Origin of the sequence: Hydrogenophaga sp. A37 (genome assembly GCF_002001205.1) — a bacterium.
Taxonomy (GTDB): domain Bacteria; phylum Pseudomonadota; class Gammaproteobacteria; order Burkholderiales; family Burkholderiaceae_C; genus Hydrogenophaga.
On the sequence record NZ_MUNZ01000154.1, the window covers coordinates 1 to 21,186 of the forward strand.

Below are 21,186 nucleotides of genomic sequence, written 5' to 3' on the forward strand. Positions count from 1 at the left end.
GGCCTCGCAAAGGCCTGAGCGTACGATCACCCTTGGCGGTCTATCGAGAACTCCTGCTCAACAGCCCGCAGCATTCCACCCTCGTTCATTGAACCCCAGGGTGTTGCACTTCAGATTTGAATCCGCCGAGGATCAACCAACGCAGCGTCGCGGGCGTCAAACGTACCAACCGGCTGGCAATGCAACCACCGGCAACTAAGCCCGTGGCCTCCGTCTGAAGCAAGCGTCTTTTGCGTTGGGCCTTGTCCCATCCAGGTCCCTCAAAGGGGGAACTTATAATCGTCGGTTGCCCGGGACGGGCTGCCGGAGTGCCGGCTGGGGTCTTCGTCCACGGACTTGACCTGCCCCTGCCGGGCTCTCGAAGACAGGAACACTGGTGACATCACATACCGCTTGGTCTGCTCAGGCGCCCATCGGGCAAGTGGACTGGCCCATGAGCGTGCCGGCAGGCATCCAGGTCGTGGTGGCCATTCGCCCGGACCTGAAACACTTTGACCTTCTTCGTGTACAGGACCGCATCGTCTTCTACGTCTGGTGGGAGCGCAGACTGCACCTGGAATACCCAGAAACCGAGTGGTGTCTGAGTGACGCAGACCGCGCCTTTCTCTCCTCGTACAGCGTTGACCGCTTCCTGGAAGAAGGCGGCACAGGCCTGTCGTATGCGCTGCAGGGCAACTGGCCGACGGCGCTCGATCTCATGCCCGGTTTCCGGAAACACAGCCGTGAAGCGGTTATCGGCAGCGAGGCATTCACCGATGGCCTGCCCAAGCCGCTGTGCCTGATCTGGGGTGACCGCCCCGATCTACAAGCCTCGCACGACATCGCTAGCGCGGAAGGTCGCATTGGCTTCCTGCGCTGGTGGTTCAACTTCGGCCATAAAGAGCACTTGCGCGTCGATTGGCGACTGGCGCCCGAGCTGTTGGTCGTCGATGCCCACGGCGCCGACCAGTGGCCCTGGCCTCATGTGCTGTCGCTGATCGTTGCGGGGCGCAGCGACCTCGACCCGTCTCAGTTCGCCCCGGTGTCAGAAAGGAACGGGTTCAACGGCCTGCTGTGGTGGCACCGCAGCGGTTGCGCGGAATTTGCTGTGCCAGCGTGGTCGCTGATGAACCATACCGGCCTGCGCCGGCAACTGCATCAGCGGGCCGCCGGGTTCAACGCTCTGCAGGCGCCGGGTGGTGCTTGCGCCATGCCCTTGCCCTACCCGGTCTACATGGTGTGGTGCACGCGTGGCGACCTGCAACAGGCCTTTGACCTGCGCCAAAAGCCGGGCTGTGAGCAGTTGCTGGCCTGGTGGGCGCAGCATGGGAACACCGAATACGCCGGCGTGTCCGAGCTCTTCGCCGACCCGTCGGCCGAACAGCCGGGCATCAACATCGTCGGCTACGCCCGCAGCGTGATCGGAATCGCGGAAGACGTGCGCATGGCTGCGCGTTCGGCGCAACTCGCGGGCGTTCCGCACGCCGTGATCGACGTGCCCATCCCCGGGCCCGACAAGCTGGACCACTCGCTGGACTCGCTGATCGTCGAGCAGCCGCGCTGGCCGGTCTCGCTGTACTGTCTGCCGCCCACGGAAATCATCCGCCTGGGCATGGAGGGCGGTCGCCAGTTGCTGAATTCGGGCACCTACAACGTCGGGGCCTGGCACTGGGAGCTGCCCGTCTGGCCCGAGCACCTCATGGGTGTGATTGGTTCGGTGGACGAGATCTGGGTGTTCAGCGAATTCGTTCGCAACGCCTTTGCCGGACGCACCGACAAGCCGGTGCGCAAGATGCCCCTGGCGGTGGAAGTGCCCGCACCGACCGGCGCCAACCGTGCGCAGTTCGGGTTGCCGGCCAACCGCTTCCACTTCCTCGTGATGTTCGACGGCAACTCCTGGCTGTCGCGCAAGAACCCGATCGCGGCCGTGCGCGCCTTCAAGTCGGCCTTCGGCACCGAGCGTGGCGTCGGTCTGGTGATCAAGGCCATCAGCCTGGACCGCACGTCGGCCGCCTGGTTGGCCCTGGAGGCTGAGCTCAACGGCGATGACCGCGTGGTGGTGATCGACCGCACGATGGGCCGTGTCGAGCTGACCCAGCTCATGGCCTCGTGCGACGCCTATGTCTCGCTGCACCGCTCCGAGGGCTTCGGCCGCATCATCGCCGAGTCGATGTTGTTGGGCCTGCCCACCGTGACCACCAACTTCTCTGGCAACGTGGACTTCTGCACCCCGCAGACCAGCTTCCTCGTGGATGGCCCCCTCGTCGCATTGACGCCGAGCGACTACATCCTCCATGAAGGCCAGTACTGGCGCGACCCCGATGTAGACCAGGCCCGCCAGCAGATGCGCCGGGTGTTCGAGCAGCGCGACGAAGCCCGGGCCGTGGCCCAGGCGGCACGCCACAACATCCAGACCCACTACTCCATCGAAGCGGTGGCCGCGGCCTACCGCAGCCGCCTGCGCGAGCTGCGCACAGCCGACCTGATCTGATCGCCCCCATGCAAAGCAACGACTCCACCGCCACTTCCTCGCCCAGCGCCCTGCCCGCCGAAGACGAGCGCCTGCAACTGGCAGAAGAACTCAAAGACCGCGAGCAGCAGTTGCTCGACTTGCTGCAGGACTACACCGATCGCAACCTGCAGCTGATCGTCGCGCAACAGCGCATCTCCGTGCTGACCAACGAAGTGCTCGCGCATCAGGAAGCGGCCAAGGTGCACAGCGCGCACATTCAGAACATGTACCGGTCCAGCAGCTGGCGCGTGACGGCGCCGCTGCGCAAGCTCAGCGTGCTGGCGCAGGACGTGACGTACTCGGTGCGGGTGTTCCGCGAAGCCATGGCGGCCGGCAAGGGATGGCAAATGGCCTTGCAGCAGGCTCGCCACGCCGCCACGCCCGATGCGCTCGCACCTGACGCCGCGGTGGCCGACCATGCCCCGAAGGCCTTCGACCCTCGCGACTACCAGGAGTGGGTGCGCCGCTACGACACGCCCGATGCCGCGGCGGTCGGGCTGATGCGCCAACAGCTGGCGGCCTTGCCCAACCAGCCCCTGGTGTCGGTGGTCATGCCCACCTACAACGCCAATCTCGACTGGCTCGACCAGGCGGTCCAGTCGGTCAAGGACCAGCTCTACCCGAACTGGGAACTGTGCATCGCCGACGACGCATCGCCCGATCCGGAGGTGCGCCCCTTTCTGGAGAAGCTCGCCGCCAGCGACCGCCGCATCAAGATCGTGTTCCGCGAGAAGAACGGGCACATCTCCGCCGCCACCAACAGCGCGCTGGCACTGGCGACCGGCGACTGGATCAGCTTTCTCGACCACGACGACGTGCTGCCCGCGCACGCGCTGCTGTACATGGTCAAGGCCATCGCCCAGCACCCGGACGCGCGCCTGCTGTATTCGGACGAAGACAAGATCGGCGACGACGGCAAACGCTACGACCCCTACTTCAAGTGCGACTGGAACCTCGACCTGTTCTATTCGCACAACCTCGTCACGCACCTGGCCTTCTACCGCCGCGACCTGATGAACCAGGTGGGTGGCCTGCGGGAAGCCTATGCCGGCGCGCAAGACTACGACCTGGTGCTGCGCGTGATCGAGCACGTCACGCCCGCCCAGATCGTGCACGTGCCCTTCATCCTCTACCACTGGCGCGCCCACGCCGGCAGCACCGCCACGGCCGACCTCACGATCAAGCCCTACGCCATGCTGGCGGGCGAGCGCGCGCTCAACGACCATTTCAAGCGCACCCAGGTCAGCGGGCGAGCCCAGTTCATCGGCCACGGCTACCGCGTGCGCTACCGCGTGCCGACGCCCGCGCCCAAGCTGAGCATCATCATCCCGACGCGCAATGCGCTGCAGCTCGTCAAGGTCTGCATCGAGAGCATCAAGACCAAATCCAGCTACAAGAACTACGAAATCCTGCTGGTGGACAACGGCTCGGACGATCCGGCCGCGCTCGCCTATTTCGCAGAGCAGGCGCAGGCCGACAACTTCAAGGTCATCCGCGACGACTCGCCCTTCAGCTATTCGGCCATCAACAACCTGGCGGCGGCCCAGGTCACGGGCGAGGTGCTGTGCTTCCTCAACAACGACATCGAGGTCATCGCGCACGACTGGATGGAAGAGCTGGTGAGTCAGGCCTGCCGCCCCGGCATTGGTGCCGTGGGCGCCAAGCTGCTGTACCCCAATGCCACCATCCAGCACGCGGGCGTGATTGTCGGCATTGGCGGCTGGGCGGGGCATTCGCACAAGGGCTTCTTCAACCAGTCGCACGGCTACGTGGGGCGCGCCTCGCTGGCCAGCAACTTCAGCGCCGTCACTGGCGCCTGCATGGCGGTGCAGAAGAAGCACTTCGATCGCGTGGGTGGCTTCGATTCGGTCAACCTGAAGGTGGCCTGCAACGATGTGGACCTGTGCCTCAAGTTCATCGAGATTGGCTTGCGCAACCTCTACACGCCGCATGCCGTGCTCTTCCACCACGAGTCGGCCACGCGCGGCTACGAGGACACGCCGGAGAAAAAAGCCCGTTTCAAGAGCGAGGTGGACCACATGTGGAAACGCTGGCCGACGCTGATGGCGAACGACCCCGCCTACAGCCCCAACCTGACGCTGGACCACGAAGACTTCGGTCTCGCGTGGCCACCCCGCGTCCGGCACGCCGAGCCCGTCTGACGTGCGCCAACGCCATCACCCGACCGACCGAACATGATCAAGCGCCTGCTTTCAGTCTGTGCCCAGGGCTACCGCACCTGGGCCCACATGCCGCTGGCGCTGTTCATGCTCGTGTTCATCGTCCTGCAGAGCGTCGTGATGGCCTACAACACGCCCTACAGCTACCCGCCGGACGAGGTGCCGCACCTGTCCTACATCCGCGACAGCATCCAGTCGCCCGCCGCCCTGCCCGATTTCAAGACGGGCAAGCTTATGGGCTTTGGACAGTCTCCCAACTACCTGGCGCACCCGGCGCTGTACTACAGCGCCCTGGGCGTGGTGGGCAAGGTCTTTTCGCTCAATCCGAAAGCGAATTACCTGGTGTTCCGCCTGTTCGGGGTGGCTTTTGTCGGCCTGGGCCTGATCTTCACGGTGCTGACCGCGCGCGAATTCAAGATGCAGCCCGGTGCGGTCGCGCTCACGCTGTTCGCCTGCGCAGGCATTCCCATGTTTGCCTACCTGGCCGGCAGCGTCACCAACGACACCCTGCTCTACACCGGCATGGCCATGGGGTTCTACGGCCTCGCGCGCGCCATGAACCCAGCCCGTGCCGGACGCCACACGGGGTCGTACACCGTCTTGTTGCTGGGCCTGCTCATCACCTTTCTCACCAAGGCCACCGGAACGGCCTTCATGGTGTTTTTCCTCGGCGCCCTGGCGGTGTTGAACCTGCGCCGACTCCACCCCGTCATGCTGCTGCAGAGCACCTGGCGCCACGGCGTGGTGTTCGCGGCCGTTGTGGGCGGGTACTACATCGCCATCCGGCTGACGCACGGCTCGTTTTTCCCCAAACCTGCCGATCTTTATGCGCTCGTGGCGCCTCTGGCGCCACTGGACTTTCTGGGCTACAGCCAGGAGTTCGTCTACACCATGTGGCGGCGTTTGCCAGGCATCCTGTCTCACTTGAGCGTGGCGCCCATCGAAGAGAAGTGGTTGCCGGTTTTTTACGCCATGGTCTGCCTGCCTCTGGTGGGCTGGCTGGTGGTGAGGTTCAGCACACCGTTGCTGACGGCGGACCGCATGGCCGTCCGCTTCTTCGATGCGGTGGCGCTGGCCACGCTGGCCACCCTGACCTTGCACCTGGTGTTCGGCTACCGGGCGTACCTGGGCAATGGCATGCTGTCTGGGTTGCAGCCCCGCTACTACGCCTACCTGCTGCCCGTGATCTGGTTCCCGTTCTTCGTGCTGTGCCAACCGGGCTGGTTCAAGCAGACGGTCACCGCCCTGTTTGCGGCCAGTGCCCTCGGGGTCTTCTGGGCATCGTCGCCGCTCGTCCTGCTCAAACAGCAACAGGCACTGCAAGACCTGCCACAGAATCTCAACTACACCGACCGCAGCCCCCTCAAGACCGAGCCGCTGCAGATGCCCTTGCGCGAGACCGTGACCGGGCGGCTCGAAACCCTCACCCTCACCAATGGCGAGTTGCGTGCCAAGGGCTGGGTGTTTGACGCGCAGCGCGGCGACAAGGTGCAACGCCTCTGGATTCTCGCGAAGAATCAATTCGTTGCGTCGATGCCAGTGCAGGTGAAGCGCGAGGATGTCGCTGCGGCCCTGGGCACGCCCAACGCCATGAACGCGGGCTTCGCCTTCACCGCCCGCCGCCTCCCCGGCACGCTGGTCGCCTGCGACATCCGGTTGATGGCCGAGTTCCGGGATGGCAGCTTCGGCCACCTTCGCACCGACGGCTGCCCACCCTAACCCCGCTCCATCACGCAGGTTGCTGAAGCCCCCTACACAAGATCAACCAGATCAACATTCAACGGAGTCCCACTTGAAACTCATCATTCAGATCCCCTGCTACAACGAAGCAGCCACCCTGGGCATCGCCTTGGCCGCGCTGCCGCGCCAAGTGCCCGGATTCGACCAGGTGGAGTGGCTGATCATCGACGACGGCTGCACCGACAACACGGTCGAGGTGGCCTTGGCCCATGGCGTGGACCACGTGGTGCGTCACACCAGCAACCAGGGCCTCGCGCGCGGCTTCATGAACGGTCTGCAGGCCTGCCTGGAGCACGGTGCGGACGTGATCGTCAACACCGACGCAGACAACCAGTACAACGCCGACGACATCCCCGCGCTGACCCGGCCCATTCTGGATGGCAAGGCCGACATCGTGGTGGGCGCCCGCCCCATCGAGGCCATTGAACACTTCAGCCCGGTCAAGAAGCTGTTGCAGAAGCTGGGCAGCTGGGTCGTCCGCGTGGCCAGCAAGACCAACATCCCCGACGCCCCCAGCGGCTTTCGCGCGATGAGCCGCTCGGCCGCGCGCCGTTTGACCGTGTTCAGCGACTACACCTACACGCTGGAAACCATCATCCAGGCCGGACAGAAGAACATGGCCATCACCTCGGTGCCGATCCGGGTCAATGGCGACCTGCGACCTTCGCGTCTGGTCAAGAGCATTTCTTCATACATCCGCCGAAGCATCATCACCATCATCCGTGTGTTCGTGATCTACCGGCCGTTCCGGTTTTTTGCGTCCATCGGGCTGACCCTCTTTGCACTGGGTTTTCTCATCGGCCTGCGTTTCCTCTACAAATGGCTGACCGAGGACTACGACGGTCATGTGCAGTCGCTGATCCTGGCCAGTTCACTGCTCATCATGGGCTTCCACACCATCCTGATCGCCTTCGTCGCCGACCTGCTCTCAGCCAACCGCAAGCTGATGGAGGAGGTCCGCTCGCTGACCCTCGAAAACCGGGACCAGAAGCGGTAAATGACTGGAACGATAGCGGTCACCGGCGCCAGCGGCTTCGTGGGTCGGGCCCTGTGCGCGCGCCTGCGGGAACAAGGGCGTTCCGTGCTTCCTTTGGTGCGAACCGCGACGTTGGAGCAGGCGGATGCCCGTGTGGTCGGCGATCTGGGCCCCGAGACCGACTGGTCCCACGCGCTGCAAGGTATCGACTGCGTGGTGCATTGCGCGGCGCGGGTGCATGTGATGCGAGATGACGAACCTGATCCGCTGGGTGCATTTCGACGGGTCAACGTCGAGGGAACACAAGCGCTGGCTCTGGCGGCCGCAGCAGCCGGCGCCAGGCGCCTGGTGTTTGTGAGCTCGTTGAAAGTGCATGGCGAGCAGACGCTGCCTGGCGTCCCGTTTCAGGCGCACACACCGCCGGCCCCGCAAGACGCCTATGGGCAATCCAAATGGGAGGCCGAGCAGGCTCTATGGAAGGTGTCGGCCACCACCGGGCTGGAGATCGCGGTCGTGCGACCTCCGCTGGTTTACGGACCTGGTGTCAAAGCCAACTTCCTGAAGTTGATGCAACTGGTGGCCAAAGGTCTTCCGTTGCCATTCGGTGGCATTCACAACCACCGCTCTTTGCTGGCTCTGGGCAATCTCACCGACTTGCTCCAGATCTGCACCGACCACCCCAATGCGGCGGGTCAAACTTTTCTCGCGTCCGACGACCAGGACATGTCCACACCCGAGCTGATCCGGGGCTTGGCGGCGGCCATGGGGCGCCGTGCGACTCTGTTGCCAGTGCCCGTTTCTTGGCTCCGTCTTGCGGGTCTTCTGACGGGTCAGACCCCTCAAATCGAGCGGCTGATGGGGTCTCTGCAGGTCGACATCGGGCATACTCGGGAAGTTTTAAGCTGGTCGCCGCCTTGGTCGGTGCAGCAAGGCCTGAAGCTCGCGGTGCAGGATGTCATGAGATGAAGCGCGCCTTCGATCTCTTTTTCGTGGTCTGTGTCGGCTTTTGGCTGTTGGTGCCCATCGGGTTGATCGCCCTGCTTGTCCGCTGGACCTCCCCCGGGCCGGCGCTTTATTGGAGTGATCGGGTGGGTCGGAACAACCGCATTTTTAAGATGCCCAAATTTCGAAGCATGCGACTGGACACGCCCGCCGTGGCCACCCACCTGCTGTCGGAACCCGACCAATACCTGACGCCTGTGGGCCCGTTTCTCCGAAAAACCAGTCTGGACGAATTGCCACAACTCTGGAGCATTTTCAGGGGCGACATGAGCCTGGTGGGTCCCAGGCCCGCCCTGTTCAATCAGCAAGACCTGATCCAATTGCGCACCGAGGTGGGCGTGGAGCGCCTGGTGCCCGGCCTGACGGGCTGGGCCCAGATCAACGGGCGCGACGAGCTGCCGATCCCGGACAAAGTCTGCCTCGACGCCGAGTACCTTCGGCGTCAATCATTTGGGTTTGACCTGAAGATCATTTTTCTCACAGTGTGGCGGGTGCTGCGCCGCGATGGTGTCAACCACTGAATCACCCCAGACCTCGAAAAAGACACCCATGCTCAACCGTTTTGCCCTGCCCATCCTGGCCATGCCCAGGCCCGCCAAGCGCGTGGTGGTGCTGTCTGTCGATGCGGCGCTGTGCGTGCTGACGGTCTGGCTGGCGTTCTATCTGCGACTTGGTGAGTGGGTGAGGCTCGCGGGCGACAGCTACTGGCAGCCGCTCTGGGCAGTGGTGGTGTCTCTCACCGTGGCCTTGCCCATCTTCGTGGTCAACGGCTTTTACCGCGCCATCTTCCGCTACTCCGGCCTGTCTGCCCTGATGACGGTAATGAAGGCCGTCGCGGTGTACGCATTGCTGTTCGCTTCGGTGTTCACCGCTTTCGGCGTCGATGGCGTGCCCCGCACCGTGGGACTGATCCAGCCAATGTTGCTGCTGCTCACGGTGGGCGCCTCGCGAATGCTGGCGCGCTTCTGGCTCGGCGGCTTGTACCGCAACCAGCTCAAGATGGTGGCGCTGCCCCGTGTGTTGATTTATGGCGCTGGCAATGCAGGGCGGCAACTCGCTGGCGCCATGGCCAACAGCCACGAGATGCGGGTGGTCGGTTTTCTGGACGACGACGACCGTCTGCACGGCCACGTGCTCAACGGGCTGTCGATCTACAGCCCCGCCGACCTGCCGGGCCTGGTGAATTCGCTGCAGGTCAGCACCGTGTTGCTCGCCATCCCCTCGGTGAGCCGGCATCGCCGCAACGAGATGATCGCGCAGATGCTCCGCGCTCACGTGCAAGTGCGCACCTTGCCGGCCGTGAGCGAACTCGCTCAGGGCATGGTGAGCACTTCCGATTTGCGCGAGCTGGACATCGACGACCTGCTGGGCCGCGAGCCGGTGAGCCCCAACCACATCCTGTTGGGCAAAAACATCTCCGACAAAGTGGTGCTGGTCACCGGTGCCGGTGGTTCCATCGGCAGCGAGTTGTGCCGCCAGATCCTGGCGGTGGCGCCCACCACGCTGGTGCTGGTGGAACAAAGTGAATTCGCGCTGTATGAAATTCAGCAGGAACTGCAGGAGAAGGCCGACACCGACCACACCCTGCTGGTCCCTGTGCTGGCTTCGGTGCGCGATGCCCAGCGCCTGCGCGACATCATGGCCGACTGGAAACCCGACACGGTCTACCACGCTGCGGCCTACAAGCACGTGCCCCTGGTTGAGCACAACCCGATCGAAGGCATCCGGAACAACACGCTGGGGACCCTGACCGCCGCCCGCATCGCCGCCGAAGTTGGCGTGACCGACTTCGTGCTGATCAGCACCGACAAGGCCGTGCGCCCAACCAACATCATGGGCGCAAGCAAACGGCTCGCGGAGATGGCGCTGCAGGCGCTGGCCGCCACGGCTCCCAAGACCCGTTTCTCCATGGTGCGCTTTGGCAATGTGCTGGGCTCTTCAGGCTCGGTGGTGCCGAAGTTTCGGCGTCAGATCCGCGATGGTGGCCCGATCACGGTGACCCACCCCGACATGACCCGCTACTTCATGACCATCCCCGAGGCGGCCCAGTTGGTCATCCAGGCCGGCGCCATGGCCAAGGGTGGTGATGTGTTCGTGCTGGACATGGGCGATCCCGTCAAGATCTTCGATCTCGCCACCCGCATGATCGAGCTCTCGGGCTTGTGTGTGCGGAGCGAAAACAACCCCGACGGCGACATCGAGATCGAAATCACCGGACTGCGCCCCGGCGAGAAGCTGTTTGAAGAACTGCTCATCGGCAACCACCCGCGTCCGACCTCCCATCCCCGCATCATGAAGGCCCATGAGGAATTCCTCGCTTGGCCGGTGCTTCAGGACAAGTTGCAACAACTCGAAGCCATGCTGGACCGGCGAGATGTAGAAGGCACCAAGGAGCTTCTCATCGAGCTGGTAGCAGGCTACACACCCAACGACCAGGGCCTGGTAGCGGCCGGCCCTGACAGCCGCCTGCGCTACAGCGTGTAGCAGCGCCCGCAGGTCCTCGGTGGGCTGGGCGCGCATCTGCTTGGCGCCATCCACCGACCGCCACGGCGGCCCAACCTCACCCTTATCGATCAAAGGTCTGACAGACATGAACAGCTCAAACAAACAACGCATTGGCCTGGTGGGCACGGGATTCATTGCCAGCGGCTTTGCCCGCCTGGTCCACAACCACGCACCCGATCTCGACCTGAGCGTGGTGCTCACGCGCCGCCCTTTGGGGCAGACAGACGGGTTTCCATTTCCCGCGAAGCTCACCCCATCGGTGCAGGAACTGCTGGACAAGTCGGACCTGATCGTGGAGTGCAGCGGTGACGTCCTGCACGCCACCAGCGTCATCGACGCCGCCCTGCGCGCCGGCAAACCGGTGGTGACCATGAACTCGGAGTTCCACGTCACGACCGGCTCCTGGTTCGCTGACAAGGGTTTGCTCACCGAAGCCGAGGGTGATCAGCCCGGCTCCATCGCAGCCCTGCGTGAAGAAGCGGTGATGATGGGCTTCAAACCGCTCGTGTACGGCAACATGAAGGGCTTTCTGAACCACCATCCGAAGCCCGAAGAGATGGCCTACTGGGCCGGCAAGCAGGGCATCAGCGTCGAACAGACCACCTCCTTCACCGACGGCACCAAGATCCAGATTGAGCAGGCGCTGGTCGCCAACGGCTTTGGCGCCACCATCACCCGCCAGGGCATGGAAGGCCCCAAGGCCATCGATGTGACCAAGGCGGCCATCGAGCTCGCCCGCACGGCGTCAGGGGTGGGACAGGCCATTTCGGACTATGTGCTGGCGCCCGGCAACGCCGGCGTGTTCGTGGTGGGTACCCACGACCAATCGGAGTGGAAAGCGCTGAACTACCTCAAGCTCGGCGACGGTCCTTACTACGTGCTGGTCCGCCCGTTCCACCTGTGCCAATACGAAATCATCAAGACGGTGCGTCGCGTGCTGCACGGAGGCGGTGTGCTGCTCAACAACTCCAGCCAACCCACGTTGTCCATCGTCGGGATTGCCAAAACCGACCTGCCAGTGGGCACACGCATCCATCGCGCGATAGGCGGGTTCCAGGTGCGCGGTGAAGCTGCCCGCATCGGCGATGTGCGCGGGCATGTGCCGATCGGCATGATTCAGGACGCTGTGATCACGCGGCCCGTGAGCGCCGGACAGACGCTGAGCTTCGACGACGTCGAACTCCCGGACACCCTCGCACTCGCCATCGCGCGTCAACTCTACGCCTGAGCGTCAGGCCTGGGGGCGGCCCCAAGGCCCTGCCCCGCTGCAGCGTTCGAGCCACATGACGCGTCCAGCGTTGCCTCGTCCGACTCATGTCCGCTGACATCCCACATGCCCCATACCGTCCGGACATCGACGGTCTGCGTGCGATTGCCGTGGTCTCGGTCGTGCTGCACCATGCGTTTCCCGAACAGATCCAGGGCGGCTTCGTCGGTGTCGACATTTTCTTCGTCATCTCGGGCTACCTGATCAGCTCGATCATCCTCGCCGGGCTTCAGAAGCAGCGCTTCAGCTTCATCGACTTTTACGCTCGGCGCATCAAACGCATCTTCCCGGCTTTGCTGCTGGTGCTGACCACCGTCATCGTGATGGGCTGGTTCCAGCTGCTCCCGGTGGACTACAAACAGGTCGGCAAACACATCCTGGCAGGCAGCGCCTTCATCTCCAACTTTGCGTTCTGGAACGAAGCGGGCTACTTCGACGCTGCGTCGGCCAACAAGCCCCTGCTGCACCTCTGGTCGCTGGCGATCGAAGAGCAGTTCTACATGCTGTGGCCATTGACGCTGTGGGCGGTTCACCGCTGGCGCCTGAACGCCGTGCGCTGGATCGCCGTGTTGATGCTGGTCTCTTTCCTGATCAACCTCTACCTGGTGCGCGGCCAGATCACCGCCGCCTTCTACAACCCCGCATCACGCTTCTGGGAGTTGCTGGTGGGCGCCATGCTGGCGGCCATGCACGTGCACCGTGTCGGCCTGGGGGCCTTGTTCAAACCACGGCTGTGGACCGATCCGCCCGGGTGGCCGGCGTCAACCCCACAACACAACAACCTGCTGGCATGGACCGGCGCTGGTCTGTTGGTGCTCGTGCTGCTCACCGTCCACCCAGAGCGACGCTTCCCGGGCTGGTGGGCGCTGCTGCCGGCACTCGGGTCGGTGCTCCTCATCGCCGCCGGTCCGCACGCGTGGTTCAACCGCCATGTGCTGGCCAGCAAGCCGTTGGTGTGGATCGGCCTCATCAGCTACCCACTCTACCTGTGGCACTGGCCCCTGCTGTCTTTTGCACACATCGAAGCCGGGGGCCTGCCCCGTTGGGAGCACCAAACGGGCTGGGTCTTGCTCGCGGTGGCATTGGCGTGGCTGACCTACCAACTGGTGGAAAAGCCCATCCGATTCGGCGGCTTGAACCGCAAGGCCATCACCGCCTCCCTGTGCGCGGCCATGGCCCTGATGGCAGCCGCGGGATACGCCACTTACCGCAACGACGGTTTTGACCACCGTTTTCCCGACATCGTGCGAGACATGATGTCCAAGGGCGGACGCACGGCCATCATCGAAGGTTGGCGCGATAAAGACTGCATGCTGGACTACAGGCTGCCGCCGTCGCACTACAAGGCCTTCTGCATCGAAAAGAAGCGTCCGCTGGTCTTCATCTGGGGCGACTCTCACGCGGGCTCCCTGTACCCGGGCTTCAAGGCGCTGCAAGCGTCGGGCAAGTACCCGTTTGGCCTGGGAGAACGCACCGCCGCGATCTGTCCGTCGGTGCTGGGCATTGAGCCGAGACCCTTGTGCAGGAGCCTCAACGACGACACGATCCAGGCAATCCGTGAGGCCAGGCCCGACGTCGTGATCCTCTATTCGTGGTGGCACAACAAACGCTACGACCTTCGCAACCTCGAAGCCACGGTACAGGAGATCAAGAAGGCCGGCGTTCCTCGCATCATCATGCTGGGCGCCGTACCCTACTGGAAAAAGCACCTGCCTCAGATTCTTCTGGAAGAGTGGAAAAAGGGCCCGGTGCAGGCCAGGCCTCCTTTGCGGTTGCCGGAAGCGTTCCTCGACCCCGAAGTCAGAACGGCGACCGTCCAGATGCGCGCTCGCGCCCAGAAGATGGGCATCGAGTTCATTTCCGGTATGGACTTCTTCTGCAATGCGCAGGGCTGCCTCACCCGCCTGACCGACGACGCCGTTCAGCCACTGTCCTACGACTACGGCCACCTCTCCACCAGCGCCATGGTCTATTACGTGGACCAGTTGGCCCCATTGATCTTCAGAAAGCCCTGACGCACCGCTCGCCGGGTGGATATGCCAGCGAGCGATCGGCAGACGTGAAAAAGCCGCTCCGAGGAGCGGCTTTTTTTGGGTGGCACAGAAGGCACCCAGTGCCTTTTCGAAACCACCTATCGATCAGCGCGGCTGGCGGCGAGCGACCGGACGGGCCGGGCCACCTTCGGTACGGCGCTGAGGAAACTCGCCACCGCGCAGGGCGGCACGCTCGGAGTTGCCACGGTCGCTGAAGCGGTCGCCGCCACGGTCACCACCGTTGTCGCTGCGGCCGAAGCTGGAGAAACCCTGCGGCTTGGCGCCTGGACGCGGTGCCTGCGGACGATCTCCAAAACCACGGCCGGGACCACCCGCAGGACGGGCATCACGCTCGAAACGGTTGTCTGGACGGCTGTCGAAACGCGGCTCACTGCGCGGTGCAGGACGACCTTCAAAGCGACCGTCGCCACGCGGGGCTTCACCCCGGTTGTCGAAACGGTTGCCCTCAAAACGCGGTGCGTCACCCCGACCTTCGAAGCGCGGCGCATCGCCACGACCTTCGAAACGCGGGCCGCGCGGAGCGGGTGCACCACGGCGGTCAGCAAAACGGTCGTTGCCACCACGACCCTGCGGACGGCCGCCAGGGCCACCGCGACCAAACGGCTCAGCCATCGGGGCGCGCTGGCGCGGCTCCAGGCCGGGCACGGTTTCCACCGCAATGCGCTGGCGCGTGTAGGCCTCGATGTCACCGATCTTGCGGCGGTCGCGCAGCTCGGCAATGGTCACGGCCAGACCGTCGCGGCCAGCACGGCCGGTGCGGCCAATGCGGTGCGTGTAGTCCTCAGCCTTCATCGGCAAGCCGAAGTTGAAGACGTGGGTGATGGTGGGCACGTCGATGCCGCGAGCAGCGACATCGGTGGCGACGAGGATCTGCACCTGGCCGGCGCGCAGCGCCATCAGGCGGCGATTGCGGATGCCCTGGCTCAGAGCCCCGTGCAGCGCAACGGCCGCAAAGCCCACTTGCTGCAGGTCGGTGGCCAGGCCGTCGCACTCGATCTGGGTGCTGCAAAACACGATCGCCTGGTTGATGCCGGTGTCGCGCAGCCAGTGGTCCAGCATCTTGCGCTTGTGATCGGCGTTGTCGGCCCAGAACAGCACCTGCTTGATGTTGGCGTGCTGCTCTTGCGGGCTGTCGATCTGGATCTTTTGCACGTGCTTGCCACCGTCGTGCATCACGCGCATGGCAAGCTGTTGGATGCGCGGCGCGAACGTGGCGCTGAACATCATGGTCTGGCGGCGCTGGCTGGTCATGTCGTTGACATCGGCCAGGTCGTCGGCAAAGCCGAGGTCCAGCATGCGGTCGGCTTCATCGACCACCAGGAACTGCACCTGGTCAAGCTTGATCTGCTGCGAGCGCTGCAGGTCGAGCAGGCGGCCAGGCGTGGCGACCACGAGGTCAGCGTTTTGCAGCTTGGCGATCTGGAGCTGGTAGGGCATGCCGCCCACCACGTTGGCGATGCGCAGGCCACGGCAGTGACGCACCAGGTCGATGGCGTCGTTGGCCACTTGCTGGGCGAGTTCGCGCGTCGGGCACAGGATCAAGGCGCCAGGGGTGGCTGCCTTGAAATTGCGCGGGTTGGTCGGGTCCTTGCGCTTGGCGCGCTTGGGAGCGACTTCGCCGCGGGACAGGGCGTCGGCAACGCTCCGCTCAAACTCGGCTTTTTCATTGGCTTCGGCCTGGGCCTGTTGTTGCAGCAAGGTGTGCAGCACGGGCAGCAGGAAGGCGGCGGTTTTGCCGCTGCCGGTCTGGCTGGAGACCATCAGGTCGGCAAAGCGCTTTTCGCCTTCGCCGAGCATGGCCTTGGGCACCACGTTGTTCTGCACTTGGGTCGGGCTGGTGTAGCCGAGGTCCACACAGGCTTGCACCAGCTCGGGCGCCAGACCCAGCAGCGCGAAGCCGTTGGGAGCGGTGGGCTCGACGATGGTGATGGATTCGTCTGCCACAGCGTCGGCGGGCAGGGTGTCGGGCGTGAATTCGCCGCGGGCTTCAAAAGAGTCGCTCATGTTCGTCCTTGCGCTTGATGCGCAATTGATCGAAGCAAAACGGTCAGGAAAGCTGCGCCCAACGTGGGGCGTGCGCTCCTGGCGCTTGATCCGTTCGTGGTTACAAAACATCAACCATCAAACGGTCAACGCGCCGTGGGGCCTTCAATCAAACGAAGACACCCGGAACGATTGGCCTCATCCGTTGCACCGCAGTGAAACTGTGGTGGGCTGAAGCCCCCTAGGGAGAACAGCGCAAATACGGGAGGCCTGGTGTGTGAGGCAGATGCACAAATCAGCACAGTTTTCTGTGCAGCCTGCGATTATTGCAGACTTTCAGGGAAAACCCTGGTTTTTTTTATCCGACCGTCTCAGACCACCAAAAGGGCCGCCACGACCTGGTACAGAACGGCCGCCAACGCCGCGGTGGCCGGCACAGTGACGATCCAGGCCGCGACAATGCGCAGCACCACCGCGCGTTTGACCACTTCTTTTTTGTAGGCCTTTTTAAAGGCCTTGCGCTCGTCCTTGTCGAACACCGCGCCGTCGAACCCTTCGCGCTCCTTGGCTCTGCGCTTCATCTCGGCCAGCATGCGCTTCTTCTCGTCGATCTCTGCCACCTCGAAACGCTGCAAATAGGCTTCGACTTCGGCGCGATCATGGCCTCGATGACCGGCAAACACCACCGCCTCCATCTTGGCGTGGTTCACCTGCAGCAACTCGCGCAGGAAACCCACGCCAAACACGGCGCCGATGGCAATGTGCGTCGTGGAAACGGGCAGGCCCAATTGGGAGGCCGCGATCACGGTCAGCGCGGACGCCATGGCAATCGCGTAAGCCCGCATGTTGTCCAGCTCGGTGATTTCCTTGCCCACCGTGCGGATCAGGTGAGCACCATACAACGTCAGGCCGATCGAGAAGCCCAGGGCACCCAGCAACATCAACCACAGCGGGGTGGTGGACTGGGCATGCACCGCGCCCAGGCTGATCGCCTCGTAGATGGCCGCCAATGGACCCACGGCGTTGGCCACATCATTGGCGCCATGCGCAAAACTGAGCAGCGCGGCCGAGCACACCAGGGGCCAGATGAACAGGCGGTTGACACTCTCCTTGCTGTTGGCATGCTGAAGGGCCTGCCGCGCAATGGGACGCCGCACCGCCGCCCAGACCGCCAGGCCCAGGATTGCACCGGCGAACATTGCTGGCCAGAATCCGATCGAGACCCGCTGCCCCATGCCCTTGAGCAGCATGTAAGTACCAAAAGCCCATGTCATGGCGGCAATCAGCCAGGGCACCACGCGGGCCGCCGCTTCGGTCATTTCACTTCGATAGGTGATCTGGCGCTTGATCAGATAGAGCAGCCCCGCCGCAATGAGTCCGCCCAGCAGGGGTGAAACGACCCAGCTCACCACAATGGACGTCATCATTCCCCAGTTCACCAGCTCCCAGCCGCCGGCCGCGATTCCGCCCCCCATGATGGCGCCGATGATGGAGTGCGTGGTGGACACAGGGGCACCGACAGCAGTGGCCAGATGCAGCCACAACGAGGCGGACAGCAAGGCCGAAAACATGACCCAGGCGAGCAGGGTCGGATCGGCGATCAGGGTGCTGTCGATGATGCCGTCCTTGATGGTCCCCACCACCTCATGGCCCGCCACCAGCGCGCCCACGGCTTCAAACAAGGCCGCCACCAGGAGGGCCCACCCCATCGACATGGCACCCGACCCCACCGCGGGGCCCATGTTGTTGGCCACATCGTTGGCGGCGATGTTCATCGCCATGTAGGCGCCCACCACCGCAGAAGCAATCAGCAACCAGACCGAGGATCGAGACAGGTTTGCAAAGTGAACCTCGTTCAACGCAGCATACAAACCCACTGCCACGAGAAACACGACGGCCACGCCCAGCTGCAGTGATTCCAAGTGGCGTTGAAAAAAACTGGTGCGGTGCTTGTGGGTCATGTCCTCTTTCGTGAAAGACCGGGTGCTTCTGTGCGATCTGGCGGGTGAAGTGTGCCGTTCGTCAACGCAAAAAGTGGGTCCGGTAGTGCACCAGTTCGTCGATGGATTCGTGCACATCGGCCAACGCCGTGTGCTTCTGGTGCTTTTTGAAACTGCCGTACACCTCAGGGCGCCAGCGTTTGGCCAGCTCCTTGAGCGTGCTCACGTCCAGATTGCGATAGTGAAAATACGCCTCCAGCTTGGGCATGTACTTCACCAGGAAGCGCCGGTCTTGCCCGATGCTGTTGCCACACATCGGTGAGCCGTTCTTCGGCACGTATTTGCCGATGAAGGCCAGGAGCTCGGCAGCCGCCTCGTCTTCGTTCAAGGTGCTGGCCTTGACCTTGTCGATCAGGCCACTCTTGCCGTGCGTGCCCTTGTTCCAGTTGTCCATGGCGCTCAGCACCGCATCACTCTGGTGGATGACCAGCACAGGTCCCTCCACCCGAGGCTCCAGGTTCGGGCCGGTGATCACCACAGCAATTTCAAGCAGTCGCTCTTTTTCAGGGTCCAGGCCACTCATTTCACAATCGAGCCAGATCAGGTTCTGATCGCTCTTGGTCAGCGTGGAAGGGTTGGCGGTGGCGGCTTCGGCCGGCAGGTGGGTGTGTTGAAGGCTCATGCGCCGATTTTCACCGATACGCCGACCAGCGCTCAAAGCGCCACGTCGTCAAACCCATGCCTTGTAGCCGCCCGCAACACTTCGATAGACTCCCTCACCATGGATGCAAGCGCCTTTTCTTTCACCGCGGTCTTCTGCGCCGCCCTCGTGCTCGGCCTTGTCGTGCGCACCGTGCTCACCAGCCGGCAGATTCGCCACGTGGTGCGTCACCGGGACCGTGTGCCCGAGCCATTCGTTGCAACGATTGGCCTGGACGCTCACCGAAAGGCGGCCGACTACACCGTGGCCAAAGCCCGTTTTGGCATGCTGGAAGCGGCGCTGGAAGCTTTTCTGCTGCTGGGCTGGACGCTGCTGGGGGGCCTGCACTGGCTCAATCAGACCTTGCTGGCCTGGATGGGCCCGGGCATGTGGCAGCAGCTCGCCCTGCTGGGCAGCTTCACCCTGATCGGCGCAGTGCTGACATTGCCAATGGGCTGGTGGGCCACCTTCCGGCTGGAAGAGCGGTTTGGCTTCAACAAGATGAGCCTCGGCCTGTGGCTGGCGGACATGATCAAGGGCGGGCTGGTGGGCGCCCTCATCGGGTTGCCCATTGCTGCGCTGGTGCTCTGGCTCATGGGGGCCGCCGGTCCCGCGTGGTGGCTCTGGGCCTGGGGCTCATGGATGGCGTTCAGCCTGTTGCTTCTGGTGTTCTACCCCACCGTCATCGCCCCGCTCTTCAACAAATTCGAGCCATTACAGGACGAGGTACTGAAGAACCGGGTGAACGCGCTCATGAAGCGTTGTGGCTTTGCTGCCAAGGGCTTGTTCGTGATGGACGGCAGCAAACGCAGTGCCCACGCCAACGCCTACTTCACCGGCTTTGGTGCGGCCAAGCGGGTGGTGTTTTTCGACACCTTGCTGCAGCAGCTGACGCCACCCGAGATCGACGCTGTGCTCGCACATGAGCTGGGTCACTACAAACGCCGCCACATCCTCCAGCGCACCGTGATGATGTTTGGCCTCAGCCTGCTGGGCTTCGCGCTGCTCGGATGGGTGTCGCGTCAAGCCTGGTTCTACAACGGCCTGGGTGTCTTGCCATCCTTGGACGCGCCCAACGACGCCGTCGCGCTGTTGTTGTTCCTGATGGTGGTCCCTTTGTTCACCTACTTCCTTTCGCCCCTCATGGCCCAGCTCTCGCGCCGTCACGAGTTCGAAGCTGACGCCTATGCCACCGCCCACACCGACGGCCAAGACCTGGCCAGTGCGCTGCTCAAGCTCTACAAAGACAACGCCAGCACGCTCACGCCCGACCCGGTGTACGCGCGTTTCTATTACTCGCATCCACCGGCCAGTGAGCGCATTGCACGGTTGCAAGGCGCAGCGGCATGAGCCAAGCCCGGACCCGTGGCGCCCATGTCGTAGATGCCATGGGGGCGCCAGGTGGTCTGGATGAAGGCCTGGTGGTCGCTGCCTACGGGCGTCATTGCCTTGTGGAAAGCCCCGATGGGCAACGGCGCATCTGCCACCCGCGGGGCAAGAAGAGCCAGTCCGTCGTTGGCGACCGCGTGCGCTGGATGCCCACCGGCGATGAGGGCAGCATCGAGCGCGTGGAAACACGGCGCAACCTGTTCTACCGACAAGACGAACTGCGCACCAAGTCGTTCGCGGCCAACCTGGACCAGATCCTGGTGCTGGTCGCAGCCGATCCCGAATTTTCAGAGCGCCAGCTGGCGCGTTCACTGATTGCGGCCGAAGCCGAAGGCATTCCGGTGCTGATCGTGCTCAACAAGAGCGACCTGCAGCCCGCATTCGATCACGCGTGGGCGCGGCTGGAACCTTACCGTCGCATGGGCGCTGACGTGCTGCCGCTGCGCCTGAAAGGCGATACCGCCGCCGGCAGCGAAGCCGGTCTGGAGATGCTCCTCGAGCGACTGGCCGGCAAGACCACCCTGGTGCTGGGACCGTCAGGGGTGGGCAAAAGCACACTCGTGAACCGGCTGGTGCCGCACGCCAAAGCCCTCACAGGCGAAATCTCTCGCGCGCTCAACTCGGGTAAACACACAACCACCAGCACCACCTGGTACTGGGTGGACGACACGCGGCGCACGGCGCTGATCGACTCGCCCGGTTTTCAGGAATTTGGTTTGAACCACATCGAGCCCATGCAGCTCGCGCACCTGATGCCCGATCTGCGCGCCACGCTGGGCCACTGCCGCTTTTACAACTGCACCCACCTGCATGAACCCGGTTGTGCGGTGTTGAACCACGTGCAGAAAGCGGCTGAAGGATCGGGTGTCGACGGCAGCGGTTCCATCGCAGAGAACCGATACCGCATCTATCAGGAACTCTTTGCCGAACTCTCGGCGCGCAGAGCCTACTGAGCCCAG

General features: G+C 63.7%; 15 protein-coding genes. 12 read left to right on the forward strand and 3 right to left on the reverse strand.

Going from position 1 to position 21,186, the window contains the following annotated elements; translation table 11 throughout:
- Positions 1-376 precede the first annotated feature (376 nt).
- The 9 genes from B0E41_RS21430 to B0E41_RS21470 all read left to right on the forward strand — a co-directional run bounded on the left by B0E41_RS21430 (position 377) and on the right by B0E41_RS21470 (position 14,176).
- Positions 377-2,470, forward strand: a complete 2,094-nt coding sequence (locus B0E41_RS21430) for a glycosyltransferase family 4 protein (RefSeq protein WP_143433953.1) — start codon at positions 377-379, stop codon at positions 2,468-2,470.
- 8 nt (positions 2,471-2,478) lie between these two features.
- Entirely contained in the window at positions 2,479-4,653 is a 2,175-nt protein-coding gene (locus tag B0E41_RS21435) for a glycosyltransferase (RefSeq protein ID WP_077334275.1), read from the forward strand.
- 33 nt (positions 4,654-4,686) lie between these two features.
- Positions 4,687-6,390, forward strand: a complete 1,704-nt coding sequence (locus B0E41_RS21440; protein ID WP_077334277.1) for a DUF2142 domain-containing protein — start codon at positions 4,687-4,689, stop codon at positions 6,388-6,390.
- A gap of 73 nt (positions 6,391-6,463) precedes the next feature.
- Positions 6,464-7,408 (forward strand): glycosyltransferase family 2 protein, encoded by a 945-nt coding sequence (locus tag B0E41_RS21445; RefSeq protein WP_077334279.1) that lies wholly within the window; start codon positions 6,464-6,466, stop codon positions 7,406-7,408.
- The gene (locus B0E41_RS21450) at positions 7,409-8,353 is read left to right on the forward strand and encodes an SDR family oxidoreductase (RefSeq protein ID WP_077334281.1); all 945 of its coding nucleotides are present in this window, start codon (positions 7,409-7,411) and stop codon (positions 8,351-8,353) included.
- Positions 8,350-8,910 (forward strand): sugar transferase, encoded by a 561-nt coding sequence (locus B0E41_RS21455; protein WP_077334283.1) that lies wholly within the window; start codon positions 8,350-8,352, stop codon positions 8,908-8,910. Before B0E41_RS21450 ends, B0E41_RS21455 begins: the two co-directional genes overlap by 4 nt.
- A gap of 28 nt (positions 8,911-8,938) precedes the next feature.
- Complete coding sequence (locus B0E41_RS21460; protein ID WP_077334286.1) at positions 8,939-10,873, forward strand: nucleoside-diphosphate sugar epimerase/dehydratase; 1,935 nt, start codon at positions 8,939-8,941, stop codon at positions 10,871-10,873.
- Positions 10,874-10,979: 106 nt separating this feature from the next.
- Positions 10,980-12,122: an NAD(P)-dependent oxidoreductase gene (locus B0E41_RS21465; protein ID WP_077334288.1), complete on the forward strand. Its 1,143-nt coding sequence runs from the start codon at positions 10,980-10,982 to the stop codon at positions 12,120-12,122.
- 86 nt (positions 12,123-12,208) lie between these two features.
- Positions 12,209-14,176 (forward strand): acyltransferase family protein, encoded by a 1,968-nt coding sequence (locus B0E41_RS21470; RefSeq protein ID WP_077334290.1) that lies wholly within the window; start codon positions 12,209-12,211, stop codon positions 14,174-14,176.
- A gap of 123 nt (positions 14,177-14,299) precedes the next feature.
- On the opposite strand, the gene B0E41_RS21475 is transcribed toward B0E41_RS21470, so the two are convergent.
- On the reverse strand, positions 14,300-16,219 hold the full coding sequence (locus tag B0E41_RS21475; protein ID WP_077334292.1) for a DEAD/DEAH box helicase: 1,920 nt from the start codon (positions 16,217-16,219) through the stop codon (positions 14,300-14,302).
- Between B0E41_RS21475 and B0E41_RS26800 the strand changes: the two genes are divergently transcribed.
- A complete protein-coding gene (locus B0E41_RS26800) occupies positions 16,218-16,433 on the forward strand; it encodes a hypothetical protein (protein WP_143433954.1) in 216 nt (71 codons plus the stop codon). The two genes, B0E41_RS21475 and B0E41_RS26800, sit on opposite strands and share 2 nt — an antisense overlap.
- A 136-nt stretch (positions 16,434-16,569) precedes the next feature.
- Here B0E41_RS26800 and B0E41_RS21480 read toward each other — a convergent pair whose 3' ends face one another.
- Together B0E41_RS21480 and orn are read right to left on the reverse strand one after the other, a co-directional pair.
- Positions 16,570-18,159 carry an inorganic phosphate transporter gene (locus tag B0E41_RS21480; protein ID WP_077334294.1) on the reverse strand — a complete coding sequence of 530 codons (1,590 nt, stop codon included), beginning with the start codon at positions 18,157-18,159 and terminating at the stop codon, positions 16,570-16,572.
- Positions 18,160-18,220: 61 nt separating this feature from the next.
- Positions 18,221-18,820 (reverse strand): oligoribonuclease, encoded by a 600-nt coding sequence (gene orn / locus B0E41_RS21485; RefSeq protein ID WP_077334296.1) that lies wholly within the window; start codon positions 18,818-18,820, stop codon positions 18,221-18,223.
- Between the two features lie 99 nt (positions 18,821-18,919).
- Here orn and B0E41_RS21490 point away from each other — a divergent pair, with 99 nt between their 5' ends.
- Positions 18,920-20,188 carry a M48 family metallopeptidase gene (locus tag B0E41_RS21490; protein ID WP_077334298.1) on the forward strand — a complete coding sequence of 423 codons (1,269 nt, stop codon included), beginning with the start codon at positions 18,920-18,922 and terminating at the stop codon, positions 20,186-20,188.
- 38 nt (positions 20,189-20,226) lie between these two features.
- A complete protein-coding gene (gene rsgA / locus B0E41_RS21495) occupies positions 20,227-21,180 on the forward strand; it encodes a ribosome small subunit-dependent GTPase A (RefSeq protein WP_077334300.1) in 954 nt (317 codons plus the stop codon).
- Positions 21,181-21,186: the final 6 nt, after the last annotated feature.

Bases quoted from the DNA above. Each gene is read 5' to 3' on its own strand.
- B0E41_RS21450 (WP_077334281.1), top strand. From the start codon at position 7,409: ATGACTGGAACGATAGCGGTCACCGGCGCCAGCGGCTTCGTGGGTCGG.
- B0E41_RS26800 (WP_143433954.1), top strand. From the start codon at position 16,218: ATGTTCGTCCTTGCGCTTGATGCGCAATTGATCGAAGCAAAACGGTCA.
- orn (WP_077334296.1), bottom strand. From the start codon at position 18,820: ATGAGCCTTCAACACACCCACCTGCCGGCCGAAGCCGCCACCGCCAAC.
- B0E41_RS21490 (WP_077334298.1), top strand. From the start codon at position 18,920: ATGGATGCAAGCGCCTTTTCTTTCACCGCGGTCTTCTGCGCCGCCCTC.
- B0E41_RS21465 (WP_077334288.1), top strand. From the start codon at position 10,980: ATGAACAGCTCAAACAAACAACGCATTGGCCTGGTGGGCACGGGATTC.
- B0E41_RS21475 (WP_077334292.1), bottom strand. From the start codon at position 16,219: ATGAGCGACTCTTTTGAAGCCCGCGGCGAATTCACGCCCGACACCCTG.
- B0E41_RS21470 (WP_077334290.1), top strand. From the start codon at position 12,209: ATGTCCGCTGACATCCCACATGCCCCATACCGTCCGGACATCGACGGT.
- B0E41_RS21440 (WP_077334277.1), top strand. From the start codon at position 4,687: ATGATCAAGCGCCTGCTTTCAGTCTGTGCCCAGGGCTACCGCACCTGG.
- B0E41_RS21460 (WP_077334286.1), top strand. From the start codon at position 8,939: ATGCTCAACCGTTTTGCCCTGCCCATCCTGGCCATGCCCAGGCCCGCC.
- B0E41_RS21480 (WP_077334294.1), bottom strand. From the start codon at position 18,159: ATGACCCACAAGCACCGCACCAGTTTTTTTCAACGCCACTTGGAATCA.
- B0E41_RS21455 (WP_077334283.1), top strand. From the start codon at position 8,350: ATGAAGCGCGCCTTCGATCTCTTTTTCGTGGTCTGTGTCGGCTTTTGG.
- B0E41_RS21435 (WP_077334275.1), top strand. From the start codon at position 2,479: ATGCAAAGCAACGACTCCACCGCCACTTCCTCGCCCAGCGCCCTGCCC.
- rsgA (WP_077334300.1), top strand. From the start codon at position 20,227: ATGGGGGCGCCAGGTGGTCTGGATGAAGGCCTGGTGGTCGCTGCCTAC.